This window comes from Pseudarthrobacter sp. Y6 (assembly GCF_050156205.1).
Lineage (GTDB): Bacteria > Actinomycetota > Actinomycetes > Actinomycetales > Micrococcaceae > Arthrobacter.
The window spans coordinates 1,145,507-1,167,149 of record NZ_CP189574.1 but is presented as its reverse complement, the minus strand read 5'-3'; the positions used below and the strand labels follow the sequence as shown (position 1 = coordinate 1,167,149).

Annotated in this window: 24 protein-coding genes and 1 pseudogene; 12 read left to right on the top strand and 13 right to left on the bottom strand. The window is 64.8% G+C overall.

Features of this window, described 5'->3' with window-relative positions:
- Window positions 1-115 precede the first annotated feature (115 nt).
- The 3 genes from ACQCSW_RS05685 (at window position 116) to ACQCSW_RS05675 (ending at window position 2,757) form a co-directional block, all read left to right on the top strand.
- Window positions 116-1,810, top strand: coding sequence for a M4 family metallopeptidase (locus tag ACQCSW_RS05685; protein WP_426989878.1), 1,695 nt, complete (start codon window positions 116-118; stop codon window positions 1,808-1,810).
- 94 nt (window positions 1,811-1,904) lie between these two features.
- Window positions 1,905-2,234: a hypothetical protein gene (locus ACQCSW_RS05680; protein ID WP_426989877.1), complete on the top strand. Its 330-nt coding sequence runs from the start codon at window positions 1,905-1,907 to the stop codon at window positions 2,232-2,234.
- A gap of 85 nt (window positions 2,235-2,319) precedes the next feature.
- Window positions 2,320-2,757 (top strand): VOC family protein, encoded by a 438-nt coding sequence (locus ACQCSW_RS05675; RefSeq protein ID WP_426989876.1) that lies wholly within the window; start codon window positions 2,320-2,322, stop codon window positions 2,755-2,757.
- Window positions 2,758-3,118: 361 nt separating this feature from the next.
- Here ACQCSW_RS05675 and ACQCSW_RS05670 read toward each other — a convergent pair whose 3' ends face one another.
- The 6 genes from ACQCSW_RS05670 to ACQCSW_RS05645 form a co-directional block, all read right to left on the bottom strand.
- Window positions 3,119-4,195 carry a methyltransferase gene (locus ACQCSW_RS05670; RefSeq protein WP_426989874.1) on the bottom strand — a complete coding sequence of 359 codons (1,077 nt, stop codon included), beginning with the start codon at window positions 4,193-4,195 and terminating at the stop codon, window positions 3,119-3,121.
- Window positions 4,196-4,616: 421 nt separating this feature from the next.
- Window positions 4,617-5,288 (bottom strand): hypothetical protein, encoded by a 672-nt coding sequence (locus tag ACQCSW_RS05665; RefSeq protein ID WP_426989873.1) that lies wholly within the window; start codon window positions 5,286-5,288, stop codon window positions 4,617-4,619.
- A gap of 39 nt (window positions 5,289-5,327) precedes the next feature.
- Window positions 5,328-5,564 (bottom strand): hypothetical protein, encoded by a 237-nt coding sequence (locus ACQCSW_RS05660; protein WP_426989872.1) that lies wholly within the window; start codon window positions 5,562-5,564, stop codon window positions 5,328-5,330.
- Between the two features lie 109 nt (window positions 5,565-5,673).
- A complete protein-coding gene (locus ACQCSW_RS05655; RefSeq protein WP_426989871.1) occupies window positions 5,674-5,817 on the bottom strand; it encodes an MFS transporter small subunit in 144 nt (47 codons plus the stop codon).
- A 1-nt stretch (window position 5,818) separates the two neighbouring features.
- Window positions 5,819-7,213 (bottom strand): OFA family MFS transporter, encoded by a 1,395-nt coding sequence (locus ACQCSW_RS05650; protein WP_426989870.1) that lies wholly within the window; start codon window positions 7,211-7,213, stop codon window positions 5,819-5,821.
- Window positions 7,214-7,847: 634 nt separating this feature from the next.
- A complete protein-coding gene (locus ACQCSW_RS05645; RefSeq protein ID WP_426989869.1) occupies window positions 7,848-8,453 on the bottom strand; it encodes an SOUL family heme-binding protein in 606 nt (201 codons plus the stop codon).
- Between the two features lie 132 nt (window positions 8,454-8,585).
- Between ACQCSW_RS05645 and ACQCSW_RS05640 the strand changes: the two are divergent.
- Window positions 8,586-9,337, top strand: a pseudogene (locus ACQCSW_RS05640) (ArsR/SmtB family transcription factor).
- A 63-nt stretch (window positions 9,338-9,400) separates the two neighbouring features.
- Here the strand turns inward: ACQCSW_RS05640 and ACQCSW_RS05635 are convergent.
- The 4 genes from ACQCSW_RS05635 to ACQCSW_RS05620 form a co-directional block, all read right to left on the bottom strand.
- The gene (locus tag ACQCSW_RS05635) at window positions 9,401-10,654 is read right to left on the bottom strand and encodes an RNA polymerase sigma factor (RefSeq protein ID WP_426989868.1); all 1,254 of its coding nucleotides are present in this window, start codon (window positions 10,652-10,654) and stop codon (window positions 9,401-9,403) included.
- A complete protein-coding gene (locus ACQCSW_RS05630) occupies window positions 10,654-10,986 on the bottom strand; it encodes a YciI family protein (RefSeq protein ID WP_354249465.1) in 333 nt (110 codons plus the stop codon). Before ACQCSW_RS05630 ends, ACQCSW_RS05635 begins: the two co-directional genes overlap by 1 nt.
- A gap of 316 nt (window positions 10,987-11,302) precedes the next feature.
- Entirely contained in the window at window positions 11,303-11,464 is a 162-nt protein-coding gene (locus ACQCSW_RS05625) for a hypothetical protein (RefSeq protein WP_354249466.1), read from the bottom strand.
- Entirely contained in the window at window positions 11,464-11,565 is a 102-nt protein-coding gene (locus ACQCSW_RS05620; RefSeq protein ID WP_354249467.1) for a pentapeptide repeat-containing protein, read from the bottom strand. Before ACQCSW_RS05620 ends, ACQCSW_RS05625 begins: the two co-directional genes overlap by 1 nt.
- Before the next feature lie 193 nt (window positions 11,566-11,758).
- Between ACQCSW_RS05620 and ACQCSW_RS05615 the strand changes: the two genes are divergently transcribed.
- Complete coding sequence (locus tag ACQCSW_RS05615; RefSeq protein ID WP_426989867.1) at window positions 11,759-12,193, top strand: ester cyclase; 435 nt, start codon at window positions 11,759-11,761, stop codon at window positions 12,191-12,193.
- Between the two features lie 87 nt (window positions 12,194-12,280).
- Here ACQCSW_RS05615 and ACQCSW_RS05610 read toward each other — a convergent pair whose 3' ends face one another.
- Both ACQCSW_RS05610 and ACQCSW_RS05605 read right to left on the bottom strand, forming a co-directional pair.
- The gene (locus ACQCSW_RS05610) at window positions 12,281-12,919 is read right to left on the bottom strand and encodes an excalibur calcium-binding domain-containing protein (protein ID WP_426989866.1); all 639 of its coding nucleotides are present in this window, start codon (window positions 12,917-12,919) and stop codon (window positions 12,281-12,283) included.
- Between the two features lie 43 nt (window positions 12,920-12,962).
- Window positions 12,963-14,198: a GmrSD restriction endonuclease domain-containing protein gene (locus ACQCSW_RS05605; protein WP_426989865.1), complete on the bottom strand. Its 1,236-nt coding sequence runs from the start codon at window positions 14,196-14,198 to the stop codon at window positions 12,963-12,965.
- A 272-nt stretch (window positions 14,199-14,470) separates the two neighbouring features.
- Here ACQCSW_RS05605 and ACQCSW_RS05600 point away from each other — a divergent pair, with 272 nt between their 5' ends.
- From ACQCSW_RS05600 to ACQCSW_RS05585, 4 genes are all read left to right on the top strand, one after another.
- Entirely contained in the window at window positions 14,471-14,650 is a 180-nt protein-coding gene (locus tag ACQCSW_RS05600; RefSeq protein ID WP_426989864.1) for a hypothetical protein, read from the top strand.
- Window positions 14,651-14,742: 92 nt separating this feature from the next.
- Window positions 14,743-15,495 carry an ArsR/SmtB family transcription factor gene (locus ACQCSW_RS05595; RefSeq protein WP_426989863.1) on the top strand — a complete coding sequence of 251 codons (753 nt, stop codon included), beginning with the start codon at window positions 14,743-14,745 and terminating at the stop codon, window positions 15,493-15,495.
- A 72-nt stretch (window positions 15,496-15,567) separates the two neighbouring features.
- Window positions 15,568-15,912 carry a hypothetical protein gene (locus ACQCSW_RS05590; RefSeq protein ID WP_426989862.1) on the top strand — a complete coding sequence of 115 codons (345 nt, stop codon included), beginning with the start codon at window positions 15,568-15,570 and terminating at the stop codon, window positions 15,910-15,912.
- Between the two features lie 188 nt (window positions 15,913-16,100).
- On the top strand, window positions 16,101-16,994 hold the full coding sequence (locus ACQCSW_RS05585; RefSeq protein WP_426989861.1) for a potassium channel family protein: 894 nt from the start codon (window positions 16,101-16,103) through the stop codon (window positions 16,992-16,994).
- A 158-nt stretch (window positions 16,995-17,152) separates the two neighbouring features.
- Here ACQCSW_RS05585 and ACQCSW_RS05580 read toward each other — a convergent pair whose 3' ends face one another.
- Complete coding sequence (locus tag ACQCSW_RS05580; protein ID WP_426989860.1) at window positions 17,153-17,569, bottom strand: ester cyclase; 417 nt, start codon at window positions 17,567-17,569, stop codon at window positions 17,153-17,155.
- 504 nt (window positions 17,570-18,073) lie between these two features.
- Between ACQCSW_RS05580 and ACQCSW_RS05575 the strand changes: the two genes are divergently transcribed.
- The 3 genes from ACQCSW_RS05575 to ACQCSW_RS05565 all read left to right on the top strand — a co-directional run bounded on the left by ACQCSW_RS05575 (window position 18,074) and on the right by ACQCSW_RS05565 (window position 21,605).
- Window positions 18,074-19,156, top strand: coding sequence for a glycerophosphodiester phosphodiesterase family protein (locus ACQCSW_RS05575; RefSeq protein ID WP_426989859.1), 1,083 nt, complete (start codon window positions 18,074-18,076; stop codon window positions 19,154-19,156).
- Between the two features lie 241 nt (window positions 19,157-19,397).
- Complete coding sequence (locus ACQCSW_RS05570) at window positions 19,398-19,940, top strand: GNAT family N-acetyltransferase (RefSeq protein ID WP_426989858.1); 543 nt, start codon at window positions 19,398-19,400, stop codon at window positions 19,938-19,940.
- 60 nt (window positions 19,941-20,000) lie between these two features.
- Window positions 20,001-21,605, top strand: a complete 1,605-nt coding sequence (locus ACQCSW_RS05565) for a serine hydrolase domain-containing protein (RefSeq protein ID WP_426989857.1) — start codon at window positions 20,001-20,003, stop codon at window positions 21,603-21,605.
- The last annotated feature ends 38 nt before the right edge of the window (window positions 21,606-21,643 follow it).

Here is a 21,643-nt window from a genome sequence, read left to right as displayed (position 1 = left end):
ACTATGTTTACAAGGTTGTTATTTTTCTTCTTACATTTTTAGGACAATTGACACATACTGTCAATACTTGCGCCAAATCCTGGGCGCCAGTCACCCCTGTTCAAGGAGTCACACAATGACCAAAAAGTCCGTCCTGTACGGCACGGCGACTGTGGCGCTTTCCTGCGCCCTCCTGTTGCCGGCCATGGTTCCGGCCATGGCAGCACCCCCGCCCAACCCACTCCGAACCCATGCAGTGGACGTCGCACGCGTTGCCCCGCAAGCCCAGGCTGCCCTCGCGGCAGCACGCGCCGCCCGCTCGGATGCCGCCCTTGCCGCCAGCCCAACTGCCGCACTCCAGGATGGCGACGGCGCCACCCACGTGCGGATGCAGCGCACCTACCAAGGCCTCCCCGTCCGGGGCGGGGACTTTGTCCTGCACCTGGACGCCCAAGGGCGTGAGACGGGCGGTAGCCTGGCCGGGCTCTCGCCGATCAGCATCTCCACCGCTCCGGCAGTTGCACCTGAGGCCGCCGCAGCCGCTGCCTCCGCGGAGGGCCGTGACGTCCAGGGCAGGCCAGACCTGATGGTGGACACCACCACAAGTTCACCCCGCCTGGTCTGGGCACTCGTCACCACCGGGTTCCAGGCCGACGGACAGACGCCCAGCCACCGGCAGGTCTACGTCGACGCCGTGAACGGCGCCGTCGTGGACTCCGTGGAAACTATCACCACCCTGCGCGCCGTGAACGCCACTGCCGCACCCGGGACAAAGAAGGGCCCGGGCGGCGCGCCCGCTGCGGACTTCGGTTCGGGATCCTATTCCGGGACCGGGCAGAGCCTGTACGGGGGCAGCGTGGGGCTCACCGCCACCGCGCTCAGCGGCCAGTTCCTGCTCGAGGACCCGTCACGTGGCGGCAACTACACCGCGGACATGAACAACGGCAAGGACTCCACCCGGTGCCAGAGCACCGGCAGCGGGTGCATCACGCTGAGCCCCATGAAAGATGCGGACAACATCTGGGGCAACAGCACCACCACGGACCGCGCCTCTGCCGCCGCGGACGCCCAGTACGGGGTCGCCAAGACGTGGGATTACTACGGCCAGATCCACCAGCGCGCCGGAGTCTGGAACACCGGCAAGGGGTCCTGGAACCGCGTGCACTACGGCGTCAACTACTCTAACGCCTACTGGGACGGCAGCAAGATGACCTACGGTGACGGCGACGGCGTTACCTACGGTCCCCTGACATCGCTGGACGTGGCCGGGCACGAAATGAGCCATGGGGTCACCGGCAACACAGCGAACCTCACGTACAGCGGTGAAAGCGGCGGACTTAACGAGGCCACCAGCGACATCTTCGGCACCATGGTGGAATTCCACGCCGCCAACACACAGGATCCGGGAGACTACTTCATCGGCGAACAATTCGACCTCAAGAACCACTCCGGCCTCCGCCGAATGGACAACCCCGCCTTGGACGGCGCTTCGGCAAACTGCTGGAATTCCTCCGTGGGGACACTTAACGTCCACTACAGCTCCGGCGTGGGCAACCACCTTTTCTACCTCTTGGCAGAAGGCTCCGGCACCAAGACCATCGGCGGGCGCACCCATACATCGCCCACCTGTGACGGCTCCAGTGTGACGGGGATCGGCCGGGACAAGGCGGAACAGGTCTGGTACCGGGCCCTCACCGTCTACATGACCTCCAGCACCAACTTCTCCGGGGCCCGCGCGGCAACAATCAGTGCGGCAAACGACCTTTACGGTCCGGGTTCAGCAGAGGCGCAGGCGGTTGCGGCGGCTTGGAAAGCTGTATCGGTAAGCTAGTTCAACCAACGGAGTGCGGGGGCGGGGCGTCGGCCCGTACCCCGCATTCCTGCTTCCCGCCGGAGGGCGGCCGCCGGTTGGGACAGCGCTGGCCGTGGCGATCGAGGTCGAAACTATCACCCTGACGGGCGGCACCGCCGGACTTCAGGCTCGCATTCGCGCTCAAGCAGACGCACTGTGCGCCTTAGGCCCCACACTGAGCGAGCCCGAACTCGACACGATGGTGCCCAGCAGGCTCCTGTCGAACGACGAGGTCCTAGTCGATGAGCCTGTTCCCTTGAAGGAACTCATCACCGGGCTGGCAGCCGTAGAGATCCCCGCCCACACCCAACAACTCCTGGACCTACTTCCGAAAAGTGCACCGCCCGAAGCATATGGAACCGAGCCATTCACCAATACCACGTACGACTGCGGTACGCGGTAACCCTGTCCGTTCAAGGATCGGCCAACGAACGGAAGTGGCGCCTCGCCACTGGAGCTAATCGCTCCGCCTTGGTAGCTTTCAACGCATGGCCATCAAATTTGAGAATGTGGGTATCGCTGTTCGCGACATCGAAGCAGCAATCGCCTTTTTCACCGATCTCGGTCTTACGGTCGTCGGCCGTGACACGGTCAGCGGCGACTGGACCGATACTGCCGTTGGACTTGATGGAAACCACGCCAACATCGCGATGCTCCAGACCCCAGACGGTCATGGTCGACTTGAGCTCTTCGAATACATCCATCCCGAGGCGATCGAGTCGAACCCGACGCGTCCCAACGACATTGGCATGCACCGCGTGGCCTTCTCGGTAGACGACATCGATAAGGCCCTTGAGGTTGCTGCAAAGCACGGATGCTATCCGCTACGCGGCGTGGGGACCCATGCCGACCTCTATAAACTCACGTACCTCCGCGGTCCCAGCGGGATCCTCGTGATGCTCGCCGAGGAACTGAAGAAAGACTGACGCCCGAATCGGCCCAATCGGTCCGTATTGTTAGGCAACAAGGGTCGAGAGACCGTCCGGTAAGGGATCCCCTTGAAGACTGCGAGGTGCCAAATATCGTTGCGAGAAGACCGCCATTTATCGCTGCAAGTCACATCGCAGGCCGCCGACCCCTTAGCGTGAATTTCCGTACCGTTCCTCCTCGGACCCCATGTCCACCCGTGTAGCCGACCCGCTGGGCGAGCGCTGGTGCGCCCATGCGTGGGAACTGGGTGAGGATCCGGGTCATGTCCTGCACATACGGGTCGACGATCGAAGGCTGCCGAGCACTGACAACGGGTGCTGCAAACTCCGCGGTCGGTGGCCTGCTTACGCTCCCTGACTATCGGCGAACAAGCCGCCACAGGGACGTGACCTCGGCCGAACGCGCCTCGAACAGGGGATCGTCGCGGTCCGAAGCCTTCGGATGCGTCGGCTTGGTGTCGAGCCGATCCATCACCTTCAGCCCAGCCGCCTTGATGGCGGCCAGCAGATCGTCACGCGACCGCAGGCCAAGGTGCTCGGCCAGGTCGGAGAGGACAAGCCAGCCCTCACCGCCCGGCTCCAGATGGTCGGAGAGTTCGTTCAGGAAGCGGAACAGCATCCTGCTCCCGGGGTCGTAGACGGCGCTGTCCAGGGTGGAATGCGGCGTGGCCGGAATCCAGGGCGGGTTGCACACGATGAGCGGTGCCCGTCCGGGCGGGAACATGTCGGTCAGGACGGCCTCAGCACGGTCCTGGACACCGAGGTTCCGGAAATTCTCAGCGGCGCAGGCGATTGCACGCGGTTCATTGTCCGTGGCCACCACGCGGTGGACGCCACGGCGCGCGAGGACGGCAGCGAGCACCCCGGTGCCGGTTCCGACGTCGAACGCCAGCGTGTCAGCGGGCAGCGGAGCGGCGGCCACGAGATCCACATACTCACTCCGGGTGGGGAAGAACGTGCCATAGTGCGGGTGGATGCGGCCCTGCAGGGCATCGACGTAGACGCCATTCCGTCGCCACTCGTGGGCGCCAATTGCCCCGACAAGCTCATGCAGGGACACAACGGAAGATTCGCCGATATCGCCGTACGCTTCAGCGGCGGCCTCCCGGATATCCGGTGCGCGGCGCAGCGGCACCACCGGGCCCGGATCAAGAGGAATCAGCAGCAGGCCGAGAATGCGTGCACGATGCGAGCGGGACTGGCGATGCCGATAGAACTTATCCGCCGGAGTTCCTGCGGCCTCTTTCTTTCCGGCGCCTAGCCGCCGGTCCATGGCGTTGAGGATCTGCCGCGCGTTGTGGAAGTCACCGTGCCAGAGCATCGCGATCCCCTGTGACGCCATCCGGTTCGCATCATCGGCCGTGAGAGAGTCGGAGACCACTTCGACGCGCGTCGGCGCCGGTCTGCCGTTCGCCGAACGCCATCGCGCGGTCATGCTCTCACCAGCCTCGACCCAGGTCACGAGGGCGGGCCCATCCACCTCAGCTGTGCGCGAGGGCTTGAGGACCGGCATCGGGATTCCCACGGGAGCTGGCGTGTCAGTACTGATAAAGGATCCATTCCAAGAGTCCGGGGGCCGATCGGAGACTGACGATTGCGGCGGCGATTCGATGACGTCCAAGGCTGCGGCCCAGATTCCAGACCGACATTCGGCCGCGAACCGAGCTTGGTCGATGGCCGCTGGGGCCCTTGAACTACATTCTCAGGATACAGGGGTGCCCGTGGCCGCCTCCCGCCGCCCGACCCGGGGAAGACCTCGACCCCAGCCGGAGCTCACCACCCCCGGCTCACTGATGTACACCTGAAGGCAACCGCGGCACCCGACCCGGGCGCCGACGTCGTACTCCCCTGCCCGGTCATTCCGAGGCGCGCGGTGAGTTCAGTTCTCCGGCGATCGTCGCTTCCAGCGCCGCGAGCGTAGCCTCGGGCAGGACGATGAGACCATCCAGTTCCCGCCGGGCGCGCTTGTACGCTGTTTGGCGTTCCGCCGGTGTGGCGGCATTGTCGGAAGCGATGTTGAGCAGCTTCCTGGCCGTCGCCAGGCGCTGGCGTTCCGGCTCAGTGAAGTTGCGGTCCTTGATCCGCTTGGCTTCCCGCTCGGCAACGTCGAAGGCCACCTCAAAGGCGTGCACGGCCGACCGGTACTCCCCCAGCCGCGCCGACGACGCAATGTCGCCTGGGGCGGCAGGGCGCAAACCGTCTGCCTCCCTCTTCGCCCGGAGGAACGCGACGGTGAGAGGTTCCCGCACATCCGTCATCACCGGAAAGTCGATAAGCTTCCCGACGTCGAGCTCGTAGTCCAGCCACCGCCGGTTCACGGCGTCGAGCGCCGCAGTCAGCGCCGCGACCTCAGTCTGGCTGGCCCGTTCCGCCTGCACAGTCTGGTTCTTGAGTTTATAGAGCTCCACCTTGCGCCGGTGCCGGCGTTCACTGGCTCTGGACCACTGGCGCGCCCACCCGCCGGCCATTCCGCCCAGAGGGAAGATGAGCCACCAGTAGTGGCCAAGGAAGTCAAAGAATGGCTGCACAGATCCATCCTCCCACCGCCCTCCGTCGCGCCCCAAGCATCAGCCGGTGAGTTCGGCGCGGCGGAACCGCAGTTCCGGCAGCGCCCCGTTCAGGGGCGACCCGGTGAAGGGCAAGGTGTCCACATCGATGGCGGCCGCGGCTGTCAGGGCTACCGTGTTTGCAGCCGTGGCCGCTCTTTCCGGCAGCCCGATGTTGGCGGCGAACTCCTGCCAATGCCTGGCCTTGAGGTTCTTCACCCTGCCGGCGACGGTGAGGGCCATGTTCCGCTCGGTCACCCCCGCGATGATCGCCGAAGCCCACAACCTGGGCCTGCCCGAATAGTCCGGACACCAGCCGGTTCGTGCAGGGCCTCCGGAGATTTCTCCGGAGCCCCTGCCCACCTGTTCAGCCGAACAGCGCCGACACCCGGGTGAGGGTTTCGTAGACTCCGTAGGCCAGCGGCATTCCGACGAGGGCCCAGGCCACGGCGAGTCTGCCGGTGGACGCTTTCACCGGCGCCTGCGCGCCGGGGGTGTGTGCAGTGCTCATCTCAGGCCTCCGTGGCTGGTTCGTGCAGCCGCTCGCGTTCGGGGCGGGGTTCGTGGAATCGTGCGTCTACCGGTTTGACCAGCAGGTTGGCCACAAAGCCGATCACCAGCAGCCCCACCATGGTCAGCAGCGCCGGCTGGTAGGACGCGGCGTTCAGCTGCCCGGGCTTGCCCTGGGCGTCAAGGAAAGCGTTGACTATCAGCGGCCCCGCCACCCCGGCTGCGGACCAGGCGGTCAGCAGCCGGCCGTGGATGGCGCCCACCTGGAAGGTCCCGAAGAGGTCCCGCAGGTACGCCGGGACGGTCGCGAAGCCGCCGCCGTAGAAAGAAATGATGACGAATGCCAGTGCCACGTAAAGGATCGTGGTGGTTGACCCGGCCAGCGCCAGCACGGTGTAAAGCACAGCACCTACGCCCAGGTACACCATGTAGATGCGCTTTCGCCCGGTGACGTCGGACGTGGCGGACCAGGCGAAGCGCCCGGCCATGTTGCCGATGGACAGCAGTCCCACGAAGCCCGCGGCGACGCCGGCACTGACCAGGGACACGCCGTCGGCCTGGCGGAAGAAGTCCTGGATCATCGGTGCGGCCTGTTCCAGGATGCCGATGCCGGCGGTGACGTTGCAGAACAGCGCCACCCACACCAGCCAGAACTGCCGGGTCTTGATGGCGTTCTTGGCACTGACGTTCTCCGTGGTGACAAGCTTTGCGGCCTTGACCTTGGCGGGGTCGAACCCGGCCGGCCGCCAACCGTCGGCGGGGACCCGGATGGTGAAGGCGCCGAAGAGCATATACGCGAGGTAGACGACGGCGAGGGTCAGGAAGAGCTTTCCGACGGCATCGCCGCTGGCCACCCAGCCCTGGGCGCCGGAGTTGGGATCGTACATTTTGAGCAGGGCCGTGGAGACGGGGCTGGCGATCAGCGCGCCGCCGCCGAAGCCCATGATGGCCATGCCGGTGGCCAGGCCCGGCCGGTCCGGGAACCACTTGATCAGGGTGGACACGGGCGAGATGTAGCCGATGCCCAGGCCGATCCCGCCCACGAAGCCGTAGCCGAGGTACACGAGCCACAGCTGGCTCGTGAAGATGCCGAGGGAGCCGATCAGGAAGCCGCTGGCCCAGAACATGGCCGAGGTGAACATCGCCTTGCGCGGGCCGTTTGTGTCCACCCAGGTGCCCATGATCGCCGCCGAGAGGCCCAGCATCACGATGGCGATGGAGAAAATCACGCCGATTTCGGTGAGGCTGGCACCGAAATGCTTGACCAGCGCCGTCTTGTAGACGCTGGTGGCGTAGGCCTGGCCGATGCAGAGGTGGACGGCGAGCGCCGCGGGCGGTACGAGCCAGCGGTTGAATCCCGGCGGGGCGATTGTGTGGTCACGGTCCAGCCAGCCCATAAGTGCTCCTCTTGCTTGTCGACGACGTCGATGTCCGTTCGATCCAGAGACGAAAGACCCCCACCATGTCCCGTTGCCTCCAGCAATCATGTGCCTGATCATCAGCAAACGTACTAATTGCGCGCCGAACGGTAGGTAATTTACGGGGAGCGGTATGACGGCGGGTCAGGGGGAGTGCGCTGTGAAGCAAAATGGGGCAGTTGCCCCATGCCCTTGCTGCGTCCTGCTCCTAGGCTCAGGACATAGAGAAAAGGAGGCGGCCATGACCATCTACCAGCCGCAGTCATCAGCAGAGGCAACACCGAAACGTGCCGAATTTCCGGAAGACGCAGCCGAGCATTTCGCCGGCTACGCCGTCCTGGGGCTACCTTTTACCAGCGGCCACTATCTGGCCTTCCGGGATTTTCCGGTGAGCTCCATTGGCCCCGGCTACCGCTCCGTCTGGCACCGCACGCCCGGCGGCGAGTGGACCATCTACGCCAACGCCGCACCCGAGTTCAGCTGCGCGCGTTACTTCGGAACAGCCGAGAGCCATACGGTAGAGACCGACGTCGACATCCAGTGGAGCGGGCCGTTCACGATGCGCCCCTGTCTGGGTCGAGGTGTGTCCGTTCCGCGCCACGGCGGGACCGCGTCAGACCGCCGGCGACCCAGGAGCTGCCGCGGTTTCCTGCACGTCCTGGACTACCTCGTTGTGGCGCAGGAACCATGGCTTGAACGGCGGGTCAAAGCGGGCGAACCGGGGAGGCCCCGTTGTGGTAAGTCCGGCGAGTGTCAGCGCGGCCTGCAGTCCATTGTTGCGCCGTGCGAAGGCGGTGGCGGTGCCGCTGCCTGAGAAGCGGAGGACCGCGGCCAGGGAGCCTGGTACTTCACGGACCGTGACCTGAGGGTCTGACGGGACAGGCGCCGTCGCGGCCGTGAGGCCTGCGGGGAGCACAAAGGCCACCACGAAATCTGCGGCTACTCGGCTTCCCGGCAAGGGACCGCTCTCGATCACCGGTGCAGTCATCGCCAGCTTTTGTGGAGCTCCGGTCCCCTGGGTGACCGGGACCGTCATTGCCAGTTTCTGCCGCGACGTATTGTTGCCGCTGATGTAGTTGAACAGATGCCGGAAGGCGGCGTAACCGGCGCGGTCAAACGTGGCATTAACCCTCACCTCAGCGAGAACGTGGCCCGGATACCGGCGCAACTCAAAGTGCGGGTAGCGGTGAACCAGTTCGTAAGGCTGCTGCTCGGTCATTGTGCCCCGAGCCTACGCCGCTCCGGCAAGCGCGGCCACCCTTTCCGGGCAACGACTGCCGACGTCGCACCCAAGCAAAGTGCGCCGTCGTAAACATTGATATGTGACCATACAGTCACCTATCAATGAACTATGGACGCCGTGTTCAAGGCTCTCGCCGACCCCACCCGCAGGGACCTGCTCGATGAGCTCTTCCGCGAGGATGGTCAATCGCTGAGGGCACTCGAGGCCCGCTTCGAGATGACCTGCTACGGGGTCATGAAGCACCTCAAGCTGCTGGAGGACGCCGGCCTGGTGGTCACCCGCCGTCGGGGCCGGGAGAAACTCCACTTCCTGAATCCGGTGCCCATCCGGCTGGTCCACGACCGCTGGGTGAGCAAATACGCCGAACCATGGGCCGCTGCCCTCAGCGACCTCAAATCAAGATTGGAAAGTCCCATGGAAAAATCTTTGAAATCTACATCAAAACCACCCCGGAACGGCTCTGGGAAGCCATTACGGACAGCGAGATCCGCAGCAAATACCAGTTCGGGAACTCCATCAACTCCGACTGGACCCCGGGCGGGCGGTTCGAAATGGGCAACCCCAAAGCCGGGGCCCTGCTGGGCGAGGGCGAGAACATCGAAGTTGACCCGCCGCGCAGGCTCGTCCAGACCATGCGGGCACTGTGGGGCGACGACGTCAAAGCCGAAGGCACCTCCCGCATCACCTGGGAGATCGAACCGGTGGGCGATTCCTGCCATCTCACCGTCACCCACAGCGACCTCCGCGAAGGCGCCAACGACCAGCTCTACGGCGGCTGGCGCATGATCCTTTCCGGCCTGAAAACGTGGCTGGAAACGGGCGAAAAGCTCACCACCCCCGGCTCCCTCATGTACACCTGAGGCGAGGTGCGGCACCCACCCCGGGCGCCGCCGTCGTACATACATCCAGCGCGCGCCCCCGGCTCAGCCCGTCAGTTCATTCAGCCGGGTCCGGAGGTATCCCCGTTCGGTGTCATTGTCCGTGAGGATCAACGCCTCCTCGAAGGCCACCCGGGCCTCATCGAGCCGGCCCAGCCGGGTCAGGAAGTCGGCGCGGGCGGCGGCAAGATACGGGTAGCGGGCGAGCTGCGGTTCGGTTCCGAGTGCATCCAGCTCCGCCAAACCCTCCGCGGGCCCCGCCGCGAAGCCGAGGGCTATGGCCCGGTTGAGTTGGATAACGGGAGAGGGCCACGTTTCCATGAGCAGGTCGTAGAGGCCCAGAATCTCCTGCCAGTCAGTTTCGGACCACGACTCGCTCTCGTCATGGACGGCCGCGATTGCCGCCATGAGGGCGAAGCGGCCCGGAGGCCGCGCGTTCAACGCCTCGCGCAGGAGCGCCACGCCCTCGTCGATGGCCGGCCGGTCCCATTTCGATCGGTCCTGTTTCTCCATCAGCACGAGTTCGCGGTGTTCATCGAGCCGGGCGCCCCTGCGTGCGTCAGTGAGCACAACAAGGGCCAGAAGCCCGGCGACGTCGCGGTCATGGGGAAGCAGCACCCGGAGCATTCTCGCCAGCTCAAGGCCGCGTTCCGCGAGATCACGGCGCATCAGGTCCGCTCCTGACGGTGCGGTGTGCCCGGTGGTGTACACCAGGTACACGACGGACAGCACGCCGTCGACGCGCTCGTTCAGCTCGGCCGCCGACGGCACACGGTAGGGGATGTGCGCGGCCGCGATCTTCTTCTTCGCCCGGGTAATCCGCGCCGCCATCGTAGCCTCCGGCAGCAGAAACGCCCGCGCAACATCAGCGGTGGACAGGCCACACAGGAGCCGCAGCGTCAGTGCCACCTGCGCGTCCAATGCCAGGGCAGGGTGGCAGCTGGTGAAGATCAACCGCAGCCGGTCATCGGCAATGCCTTCCGCGTCCCGGCCCGGCTGGTCCTCTGTGTACTCCTCCGGGTCGAGAAGCTTGGGGAGCGCCCGCTGCGACGTCGCGGCGCGGCGACGCATATCCAAGGCCCGCCGCCTCGCGGTCACGGTGAGCCACGCCCCCGGTTTTTTCGGGATTCCGCGCGGACCCCAGGTAGACAAAGCACTGGCGTACGCGTCCTGGACGGCTTCTTCGGCCGTGTCGATATCGCCGGTAACACGCACCGTGGCCGCCAGCACGAACGCCCACTCCCTGCGGTGCGCATCGGCCACCGCAGCAGCGACCTCCGAGCTGGCGGCCTGCGGCATCAGCTGACCATTCGCACGGGCCGAACCTCTACCCCGATGCCGGCGGGAACCTCCTTGGCGATCTCCAGCGCCTCATCCAGGTCGCCTGCCTCGATCAGGTAGTAGCCGCCCAGCGTCTCCTTCGACTCGGCGAAAGGACCATCTGTCACCGAGAATCCACCCACTCCGTCGCGTCGGATGGACGTCGCCGTCGAGGGTGGCTGCAGTGCGGCCCCGTTGAGCAGGGACGCGCCGCGGCGTTGCTGGAACTCCTGGTAGGGGGCGCTCATGTCCTCGCCTTCGGATTGTTTCGCCGCTTCATCCTGGAAGATCAGGACCAAATACTTTGACATTTTCGTACTCCCTTCGTCATAACTCTGATTTGAGCTTTCATCACTGCATCGACGCCGAAGACCTCGCCGTCACCAGGGCCGTCCGTTCTGGCCCTTACTCATACGACGCCCACAGGAAGCCCAGATCGACAACTACGACCAGAATTCCAAAAGAAGCCACAAAGAGCCAAGGGTTTTATCTGCGTGGTCGCGCTATGGAAGCGGACGGTTTAGCTGCCCTTCGCCGCCCGCGCTTCGATCGCGTCGAGGTCGCGGACGGCGAAGCGGTGATGTTCCCACTCCTCGTGGAGGATGACGTGCAGGCAGTCGAGCGTGGTCACGCTGTGGCGGCGTGCCTCAGTTCCCGGCCGGGAAAGCGCCGGTTGAGTTCGGCGTCAACGAGTGGAGCCACGTCCACGCCGTTGACCAGCATCGATCCCTGGTCCTCCAGGAGCCAGGGGGCGTCGATGTCCACCCGCTCCACATAAACGCCGCGCATCACGCACCGGACAGGTCGGAGCGGACGAACTTGGACCCACTCAGGTTCACATCGGAAAACTGCCCGCCCCGCAGGTCATCGGACTCGGTATAGGTTGCCATGCGCGCCATCTTTCCCGGTGAATCGCCGTCCATCAAGGACTGCACGCCGTCTTGGACCCCGATTTTCGAAGGGGTAGCTCCGTCCGTTGACTCGTGATTCGCCGCGGAGGTGCAATTAAGGTGGCTCCCGCAACAGCAGAAGTCCACGAAGCGGCCCCCGCTTCCGTGAGGCCGCCCCAAATTGGAGGTCGGAATGGGACAGGCACGCGAGGTCATGGATCGCCTGAACAAGGCGATGGAAGCAAAAGACAAAGAGACGCTGGCACTCAGCTACGCCACCGACGCCGTCGCCTACACCCCGGACAAGGGTGAGCTCCGCGGCCGTGACGCCATCACCAGCTACCTCTTCGAACTCTGGGACGCCATGCCGGACGTCCGGTACGAGCAGACGGGAAGGCACGAGGCCGGCGACGTGGCCATCGATGAGGGCATCGCCATCGGCACCAACACCGGCCCGCTGCGCATGCCCTCCGGTGAAACCATGGAGCCCACTGGCAAGCAGCTCCGCATCAGGAGTTGCGACGTCGCCAAGGTGGAGGGTGGCGAGATCACCTCTCACCGCTTCTACTTCGACCAGGTGGAGTTACTGTCGCAGCTCGGATTGATGCGCGAAATGTCCACGGGTTGACGGGTTGTCGGGCAGAACGGCAAAGAGAGATGCCGTGGATACCTTGTGAAAGGTATCCACGGCATCCCTGTTCACTCACGGGCGTGGCTAGCTCTCGCAGGCAACGCCGTCCTTGTCCCGGTCAAGCGCCGCCCGGTAGCCAGCCTGCCCGGAGTAGAGCGGCGCTGCCCCGGCAGCCTTGGCCTCAGCACAGCTGCCGAAGTAGGCAGCGGCCGGCGCTGGCGCAGCGGGAGCAGGTGCCGGTGCCGGTGCCGGCTTCGCGGCTTGCTGTACTGCCGCCTGTTCGGCCGCGGCTTTCTGAGCAGCAGCCTGATCCGCTGCAGCCTTGTCCGCCGCAACCTTTGCTGCAGCAGCCGCCTCTGCTGCCGCCTTGTCGGCGGCGGCTTTCTCTGCGGCGGCCTTTTCGGCCGCAACCTTTTCCAGGGACTTGACGCCGAGGTGCACGGTGGAATCCTTTGCCACCTGCGCGCCTCCCGTGGGGTCTTGGGACGTCACCTGCCAGTTCTTTTCTATGATGATGGACTTGCCGTCGACTGTGTCCACAGCCTCGACCTTAAGCCCGAGATCTTCCAGTTGATCCGTGGCCTTATCAAGGGTCAGGCTCGTCACGTTTGGAACCGTGACGGAAACCTCAGCAACTGCCTCAGCACTTGCAGTTGCCTGCTTGCCACTGCAGCCCGTCAGCATGAGGCCAGTCAGCACAACTAATATCAGCGTCTTTTTCATTTTTCCCCCTTGGAAAATTGTTAAATCGGTGGAGTGGGCGTGGCTAGCTCTCGCAGGCCACGCCGTCGGAATCGCGGTCAAGCGCCGCCCGGTAGCCGGCTTGCCCGGCAAAGATCGGTGCGGCGCCTGCGGCCTTGGCAGCCGTGCAGTTGGCGTAGTAAACGGCGGCCGGTGCTGCAGGAGCTGGCGCGGGCACGACCTTTGCGGGAGCAACCGGGGCGGGGGCCGGAGCCGGAGCGGGAGCTACTGGAGCAGCTGCCACCACCGGCGCAGGGGCGGGTGCGGGCGAGGCAACCACCGGCGCCTTCTCGTTTGTTGGTGCCAACTGCCCGGCGCAGTCGGCCAGGATCCTGGCCATCGCGTCATGCTCCGCCTGGGTGACCCACAGGCTGTACGTTGCCTTCACGGAAATCTGCCGCGCCACGTATTCGCACCGGAAGCCCTTGTTCGGCGGCAACCAGGTGGCGGCGTCGCCGTCGCCCTTTTTCATGTTGGTGGGACCGTCCGTGGACTGGAGGTTCAGGGGGTCATTGGCGAAGGCGGTCCGCTGCTCCACGGTCAGCTGCTGGGCGCCCTTCTGCCAGGCGTCGCTGAGGGCAACAACATGGTCGATCTGGACGGCGCTGCTGGTGGCACTCCCCCGCAGGAAGCTGATGGTAGTACCCGTGTAAGGATCCGCAAGAGTTCCGGACTGCACCTTGCAGGGGACGCTGTTGGTGTACGCGATCCCTGTAAGGTCGCGTTTGAGCATGTCATTGCGGGTATCGCAGCCGTTACGGTCGACGTCTGCCCAGGCCTGTCCAAAGAGCGCACGGTCATATCCCGTCTTCGGCGCCCGGCCCTTGATGGGAAGGGTAGCCAGCAGATCAATCGCCTTGGTAGCAAAGGCCGGCTGCGTCTTCGGAGCCGCAACGCCGTTCGCAACGAGGCTTGGAGTCTCAGGATCGAGCGGGGCGCCTGTCGCCTGTGCGGTCGGAGTGGACGACGGCGTCGACGTCACCTCTGCTGATGCGCTCGCTGCGGCGGTTCCTGGCGAGGCATTCCAGGCTGAGGAGGCTGCCTCAAGGTCATCCGCGTTGGTTCGCGGCAAGGCGACTGCGCCGGCGATGAAGAGAGCGAAGGAGACCGCCAGGGCGATGCCCCCTGCCTTCCGCTTCGCCGGGAGCCATGCCCATGAACGGCGTCCGGTGGCCAGGACGTAGAGGCCGGTAAGTGCGGCCGAGATAGCCAGGAAGACCAGCGCACCCCCAAACCCGCTACTGATGGCGCCAATAATCATGAAGAGGGCTGTGATTCCGCCACCGATGAACGTGGAAGCCCGTGGCCTGCTGGGCGGATTCGGTCCGGGCGCAGGAGCAGATGGTGCTGACCCGAAAGGGGTCTGATTGTTCGACATTAATTCCCCAATAATGAAGGCCCGGCGTTCAGCCCGACCTTTTCTCTTGAAACTTCACGTAAATGCCGAGCCTATTTCTCGCAGAGCCACGGAAACCGAAACTGCGACGAACCTCGGGCAACGTTGATTGAGTCTTGAGCCGATCTTGATGAGAAATGTCGCAAATTATCATTTCTGTCGGTCTGGGCGAGATCGGTATAAAGTTCCTCTTTCGTCGCCGGCTGCCAACAGGTCAGCGACAGGCGGCAACCGCCGGACTCGACGTCGAATCCGGCGGCAGGACCAAGCTGAAGCCGCCCGCCGACCGGAACTACTGCCCCGGCGCCATCGCGTAGGCCCCCAGACACTGACAACCGCCTAAGCAAATTTCCGAATGAGCTGACGCCACCCCTAGACATGTGACCAAATAGTCACCTATTCTTGAACCATGGACGCCGTGTTCAAGGCCCTCGCCGACCCCACCCGCAGAGACCTCCTCGATGAGCTCTTCCGGGAAGACGGGCAGACCCTTCACGCTCTCGAGGCCCGTTTCGAGATGACCCGCTACGGGGTCATGAAGCACCTCAAGCTACTGGAAGAAGCCGGCCTGGTGGTCACCCGACGCCGGGGCCGCGAGAAGCTCCACTTCCTGAATCCGGTGCCCATCCGGCTGGTCCACGACCGCTGGGTCAGCAAATATGCACAACCATGGGCCGCTGCCCTCAGCGACCTCAAAACCAGATTGGAAAGTCCCATGGAAAAAATCTTCGAAATCTACATCAAAACCACCCCGGAACGGCTCTGGGAAGCCATTACGGACAGCGAGATCCGCAGCAAATACCAGTTCGGGAACACCGTCACGTCGGACTGGAGACCCGGCGGACGCTTCGAGATGGGCAACCCTAAAGCCGGTGGCCTCCTGGGCGAAGGCGAGAACGTGGAACTGGACCCGCCCCGGAAGCTCGTCCAGACCATGCGGGCCCTCTGGGGCGAGGACGTCAAAGCCGAGGGCACCTCCCGCATCACCTGGGAAATCGAGCCGGTGGGCGATTCCTGCCACCTCACCGTCACCCACGACCAGCTCCGCGAAGGCGCCAACGAACAGCTCTACGGCGGCTGGCCGATGATCCTCTCCGGACTGAAGACCTGGCTGGAAACCGGCGAACTCCTCACCACCCCCGGCTCCCTTATGTACACCTGAGGCAACCGGCGGACGCAACCCAAGCGCCGCCGTCGTACTCTCCCCTGCGCCCAGCATGGATGCGCTTGGGCATTGTGGCAGCAGCCCCTGCGGGAAAGCCGGCAATGGCAGTCCCCCGTGCAGGCCGTGGGTGAAGGAGGCTGGCTGCAGCGCTACAGCTGGGCCGTCTCGCTGGCACTGTTGCTCGCGGAGCTGCTGAGCCTGTTGCTGGCGCTCCGGTTTCTGCTCCGGCGGCGTGTCCCGTCCCGGAAGCGGTGGCAGCCTCTGGCTTTGGCAGCTTGGGCCCTCGCCCTCGATGGGTTCGCCCTGTGGCTGTGCCTCATCTACGCCCGGGCCCGGTTCGACACCCACCTGGCCGTCATCGTCCGCCAGTTCCCCGACGTCGGCATATCGCTGGAACCGGCCGCCCCGCTCTGACGCGACGGGCGCACCCAGGTAAGGAGCCGCTGTCGTACTCTCTTACGCCGGCAGCCGCACTAAACGGTCGGTCTTGACCACAGTGACAAGGACCGTGGCTTCGCCGGGATTCTGGTGTTCGCTGAGCTGGGTGCCGGCCCGGAAGGCCATGACGGTCTGGCGGAGCGTGCCCGCCTCTAAGATGAGGCATGGACTTCGAGGATGCACTCTGGACAGTGATGGGCGCCGGCCTGATCCTGCTGATGCTCGCAGACGTCTTTCACACGCTCCTCTATCCGCACGGGTCGGGACCTGTGGGCCGGACGATCATGCGCGGATTCTGGCTTCTGTCGAGAAGGTCGAGGGGCCGGGCCTCCACTATCGCGGCACCCCTGGCAATGGCTGCCGTTATCGGTGCCTGGGCAGGCCTGGCAGTCATAGGCTGGGCCCTGCTTTACCTGCCACATCTGCCGCAAGGTTTCGTTTACGAAGCGGGCGTGCCACAGCGGGGCGACTTTGCCGAAGCGGTCTACATCTCGATGGTCACTCTTTCCACCGTGGGGTTCGGCGACATTGTGGCAGCGTATCCGCTGCTCAGACTCGTCGCGGCCTTCCAATCCGTCACAGGGTTCGGGTTGCTGACGGCCACTGTCACGTGGATCCTGCAGACATACCCGGCCCTTAGCCGGCGCCGGGCTGTTGCCCACCACCTGAACCTGTTCAAGGAAGCGGCAGGTCCGGAGGGCGTATCTTCGCTGGATCCACGGCATGCCGCCGGGCTGCTCGAATCACTGGCCAGAAATGTGGCATCCGTCAGCATAGATCTGCTGTCGTTCCATGAAACGTACTACTTCCGCGAAGTCGAGCACAGGGGTTCCCTGCCGGCCACCGTTGCCTATGCCCATCAGCTGGCGTCTGAGGCTCAACTCAGTGAAAGCCCGGAACTCCAGTTTGCCGGACGGATGCTTCATGCAGCGCTGAACGATCTCGCCGAGGTCCTCCGCGGCAAATTCGGTCATCCGGGGACGACGTCGTCGGAGGTGTTTGACAGCTACGCGCTGCACCACAGACACCGACAGCCACGGGAACCGGACACGGAATAGAGAAATCCAGGCGCGGCCACACTGCCCCGCCACCGCTAGCAGCGGCTAGCGGCTGAGGGCCTCTCCCAGTACCACGTGAACCGGTTCCTGGCCAGCCAGCAGCAGCGTGGTCTGCTTCCGGATGAGCCGTGCCATCCGTGGCTGCATTGCCGAGCTCGTTATGAGGGCACTGCCCCGATCTGCTGCATGAGGCCCAAGTTGTCCGTGGTTCCCCAATGCTCGGCCACCTTGCCGTCCTCGACGCGAATAATGTCAGTGGTGCCGAATTCGACGCTTTTGCCCGTTGCTGCCATTCCGGCCATCTCGCCACGATGAGTGCCCGTCAGAATTACATGGCACGCCTCCATGTTTCCATCAGCCATTGACGCTTCGATCGTTTTGACTCTAATATCCGGGAACGCCGTCCGGATCGCTTCCACGAAGTACCGAACGCCATCCAAGCCGGGCGGTTGCCCTGGAAGGGCCTCTTCGTGATCGACATAGTCATCCGTCGCCAGGTCATCAATGAGGGTGAGATTTCCTCCCTCGATTATCTCCTTGTAAAACCGCTGGAGCAGTCCATTCCCGTCAGACATTTCCGACTCCTCTAGTACATGAGACCATTCAAAATTTCCCCCGGTTCATTTGCCGCATACGCTGGCGCCGTTGCCAAGCAGAAGCGACCCAGAGGCAGCGCCGAAAATACTTAGAAGCCGGGCAATATGCCCAGTTAAGGCAGAGAGTATTCCTGCCTATTCGGCGTGTCAATATGCCCGCGATTACCCACTGCCCCGACGGCTCAGATGCACGAATAGCCGTAGTCGAAACATTTGCGCTTGGCACCCGAAAGTGTCCGGGAACCGCCGTTCTGCCGGTGGTGGGCGACCTGGTGCCCGTCCTTGGGGGACGCGAACACGCCTACCCGCCGGGCCCGCGGGAAAAGAAATGGCAGGAGCCCCGGTTGGTGAACGAAGAGGCTGCAGAAGCCCCGCGTTAACCTTCCCTCCAACTCCCCGCACCCACCGCGCAACCTGCGCCCCTTAGCGTTGACGGGTCACCGGCGAACCGCCGGAACCCGTCATCCAGGAGGAACCATCACCATGCGCACAGTCCTGACTGCCGCGGCAACTGCCGCCCTGCTCGCCGCCGCCATCGCCTCACCGGTGAGTCCCGCCGTCGCCGCTCCAACCGCGGAAGCCGGAACGCCGTCGTCGAACGCTGCCGGCACGGCGACAACAACAGCCATCAAGGCGAACGCGAGCAACGGTTCCTTTGACCTCCAGGCGCACCGCGGCGGCCGCGGTGAGTGGACCGAGGAGTCCCTGGCGGCTTTCGCGAACTCCCTGAGGCTGGGCGTGACCACACTGGAGCTGGACACGCACCTGACCGAGGACGGCAAGATCATCGTCTGGCACGACGACACCATCCAGGCCAACAAGTGCATCGACACCGCCCCGGCCACCGCGGGCGACTCCGAATTCCCCTACGTGGGTGACCGCGTGGCGGAGCTGTCCCTGGCACAGGTCAAGACCCTCAACTGCGGCTTCACCCAGCTGCCGGGCTACCCCGAGCAGGACGTGATCGAGGGCAACCGCATCGCCGAGCTCAAGGACGTCTACCAGCTCGCCGCCGACTACAACGCCAAGAAGGTCCGCTTCAACGTGGAAACCAAGGTGGAGGACGGCATGGCCGGCGGCGAGGGCATGGTGGCCCTCACCAAGGCCGTGGTGGCGGAAGTCCAGGCTTCCGGCGCCGCAGACCGCACCACCATCCAGTCCTTCGACTGGTCCTCACTGAACCTCACCAAGCAGCTCGCCCCGGAGCTGCCGCTCGTGGCGCTCTCCAGCGGCGACGCCTGGATGCAGGTGGGCCAGCCGGGCGCTGCGCCGGAACTCGGCGGCATCGACATTGACAACTACGACGGCTCGCTCGCCAAGGCCGCCGCCGCCCAGGGCTACGACGTCATCTCCCCCACGTTCCGCTCCGTCACCCCGCAGATGATCGCCGAAGCCCACAGCCTGGGCCTGCCCGTCATCCCGTGGACCGTGAACACCACCGCCGACATGGCGCGCCTGATGGACCTGGGCGTGGACGGCATCATCACCGACTACCCCACCCGCCTGCGCACCCTCATGGACGAGCGCGGCATGAAGCTGCCCAAGGCATCCGGGGTGAAGGGCTAACTTTCGCCCTTTAATGCCGGCCCGGCCGCAGCTTGAACAAGCTGCGGCCGGGCTTACTTCGTAGACTGTGGCCTCGCCGGGGTTCTGGTGTTCGCTGGGCTGCGTGCAGGCACGGAAGGCCATGACGGTCTGGCGCAGTCTTCTGCATGAAGCGAACGTACCCACGATTAACCTGCGATAGCAGGGGCCGGTTCATCCTGTTACTGGTATCTTCCAGTTCTGTGACCGCTATAGTCGCGAGGTGACTGCAGAGACCTACCCCCTGACCGGCAGCGTCCAAGCACGGGTGCTGCGCCCAACCGATGCTGAGCGCATGAAGGACGCCTATCAGCTCAACAGGGATCATCTGGCTCCCTGGGAACCGGAACGGGCGGAAGAGTTCTTTACGACGGCGGGGCAAAGCAGGGTCATCGCGTCAAAGCTTGCCCTGCATGTAGCTGGGTCAGAAGTTCCTTTGGTTCTCGTGGAGGAGGACCGCGTTATCGGGGCGCTGACCCTCACCGGGATTGTGCGCGGGCCGTTCCTCAGCGCCAACCTCGGGTACTGGGTGGACAAGGAATTCAATAGCCGGGGAATCGGTTCGGCAGCCGTCGCCTTTGCGGTCGGTTTTTCACGACAGGAGCTGGGACTGCACCGTCTTCAGGCCGCAACCCTTCCGCACAACGCCGCCTCGCAGGAAATCCTGAAGCGCGCAGGGTTTGACGAGATTGGACTGGCCCCCCGCTACCTTAAGATTGCAGGCTCCTGGCAGGACCACATCCTGTACCAGCACATCCTCTGCTGATTGTTTTCCACCTGCCCAGGCCATACCGTGAAAGAACGTCAGCCGAATGCAGGTGCGGGCATGCGAACTATTTCCTCGTCATCGCGCTGGCTCCTGGTGTGCGTCCTGGCCGTGGGGATTCTAGGCGCGGGCACTCCGGCACCGGCCCCGCCCGATTCGGCAAAGTCAGGACCCGCTTATCCCGGGCCGACCTATGCGGCGTTGGACTCCTTCTTGCAGGACCAGGTCGACGCCGTCGGGATCCCGGGTGCCGCCGTCGCCGTCGTCCGGGACGGGGCGCAGGTGCACTCCGCCGCGTTCGGCCGCGCCGATGACTCCGGGCGGCCGCTGACCGCGCAGACGCCGGTGTTGCTCGCCTCAACCAGCAAGTCCCTCACGGCCATCGCCGTGATGCAGCAGGTTGAGGCCGGCCGGCTGCAGCTCGATGAGCCGGTGCAGACCTACCTGCACTGGTTCACGCTGGACGACAGCCGCTCGTCAGCCATCACGGTCCGCCACCTGCTCCACCAGACCAGCGGAATGGCTTCCAAGGACACGGCCTTCGAAGCCTCCGACGCGCAGGGCCCGGAAGCCCTCGAAGAAGGAGTCCGCGCCCTGTCGGGCTCCGCGCTGGCCGGCGAACCGGGCGAGGCCTTCCACTACGCGAGCGCCAACTTCAACATCCTGGGCCTCCTGGTGCAGACAGTCTCCGGCCAGCCGTTCGGGGACTACATGGAGCAGCACGTCTTCGGGCCGCTGAAGATGGCCCACAGCCATCCGACCCAGTCTGCTGCACGCGCGGATAATGCGGCCGCCGGCTACTCCCGGTGGTTCGGCTCGTTCTGGCACCAGACCGACGTCCCCGCCCCCACCACCGGCATGCCGTCATCCACCATGTACGCCTCGGCCGAGGATCTGGGCCATATGCTGATCGCGCTGCTGGACGGAGGACGCTACGGGGACGCCCGGATCCTCCAGCCCGGGAGCGTGGAGGCCACGTTCGAGCCAAGGGTCCAGGTGGACGGATCCAAGGAGTACGCCATGGGGTGGTTCACCCGGCCACTCGCCGAGTCCGTCGATCCCGGGGCGCCTCCCGGCCCGGATTCAGACCTGCCACTGCTCCTGGAGCATCAAGGGGAATGGGGCAACAGCCACACCTACCTGGCCATGGTTCCGGAGTCCCGCCTCGGCGTCGCCCTGGTCATCAACGGCAACGACACCGCCGCCCCGTCGCGACTGAAGGCCATCGACACCAACATCCTGCGGATCCTCCACGGACAGTCCCCATTGCCTGCGGTTGTGCAGGAGGACTGGCTCCAGCGCTACAGCTGGGCCGTCTCGCTGGCACTGCTGCTGGCCGAACTGCTGAGCCTGTGGCTGGCGCTCCGGTTCCTGCTCCGGCGGCATACTCCTTCTCAGGAACGCTGGATTCCTCTGGCCTGGGCCGCCGCGACCCTCACCCTCGACGGGTTCGCCCTGTGGCTGTGCCTCGTCTACGCCCCCGCCCGGTTCGACACCCACCTGGCCGTGATAATCCGCCAGTTTCCCGACGTGGGCGTTTCGCTGGTGCCGGTGCTCGCGCTGGCCATCCTCTGGCCGGTCCCGCGGACGGTCTGGCTGCTTGCCCGGCTGCGGGCCGGTGCAGGCACTAATGGAAGGCAAAGGGCGGAGCCTGCCGCTCCCTGAGGCGAACGGCGCTGCGAAGCCGTGCGCCGCCGTCGTAA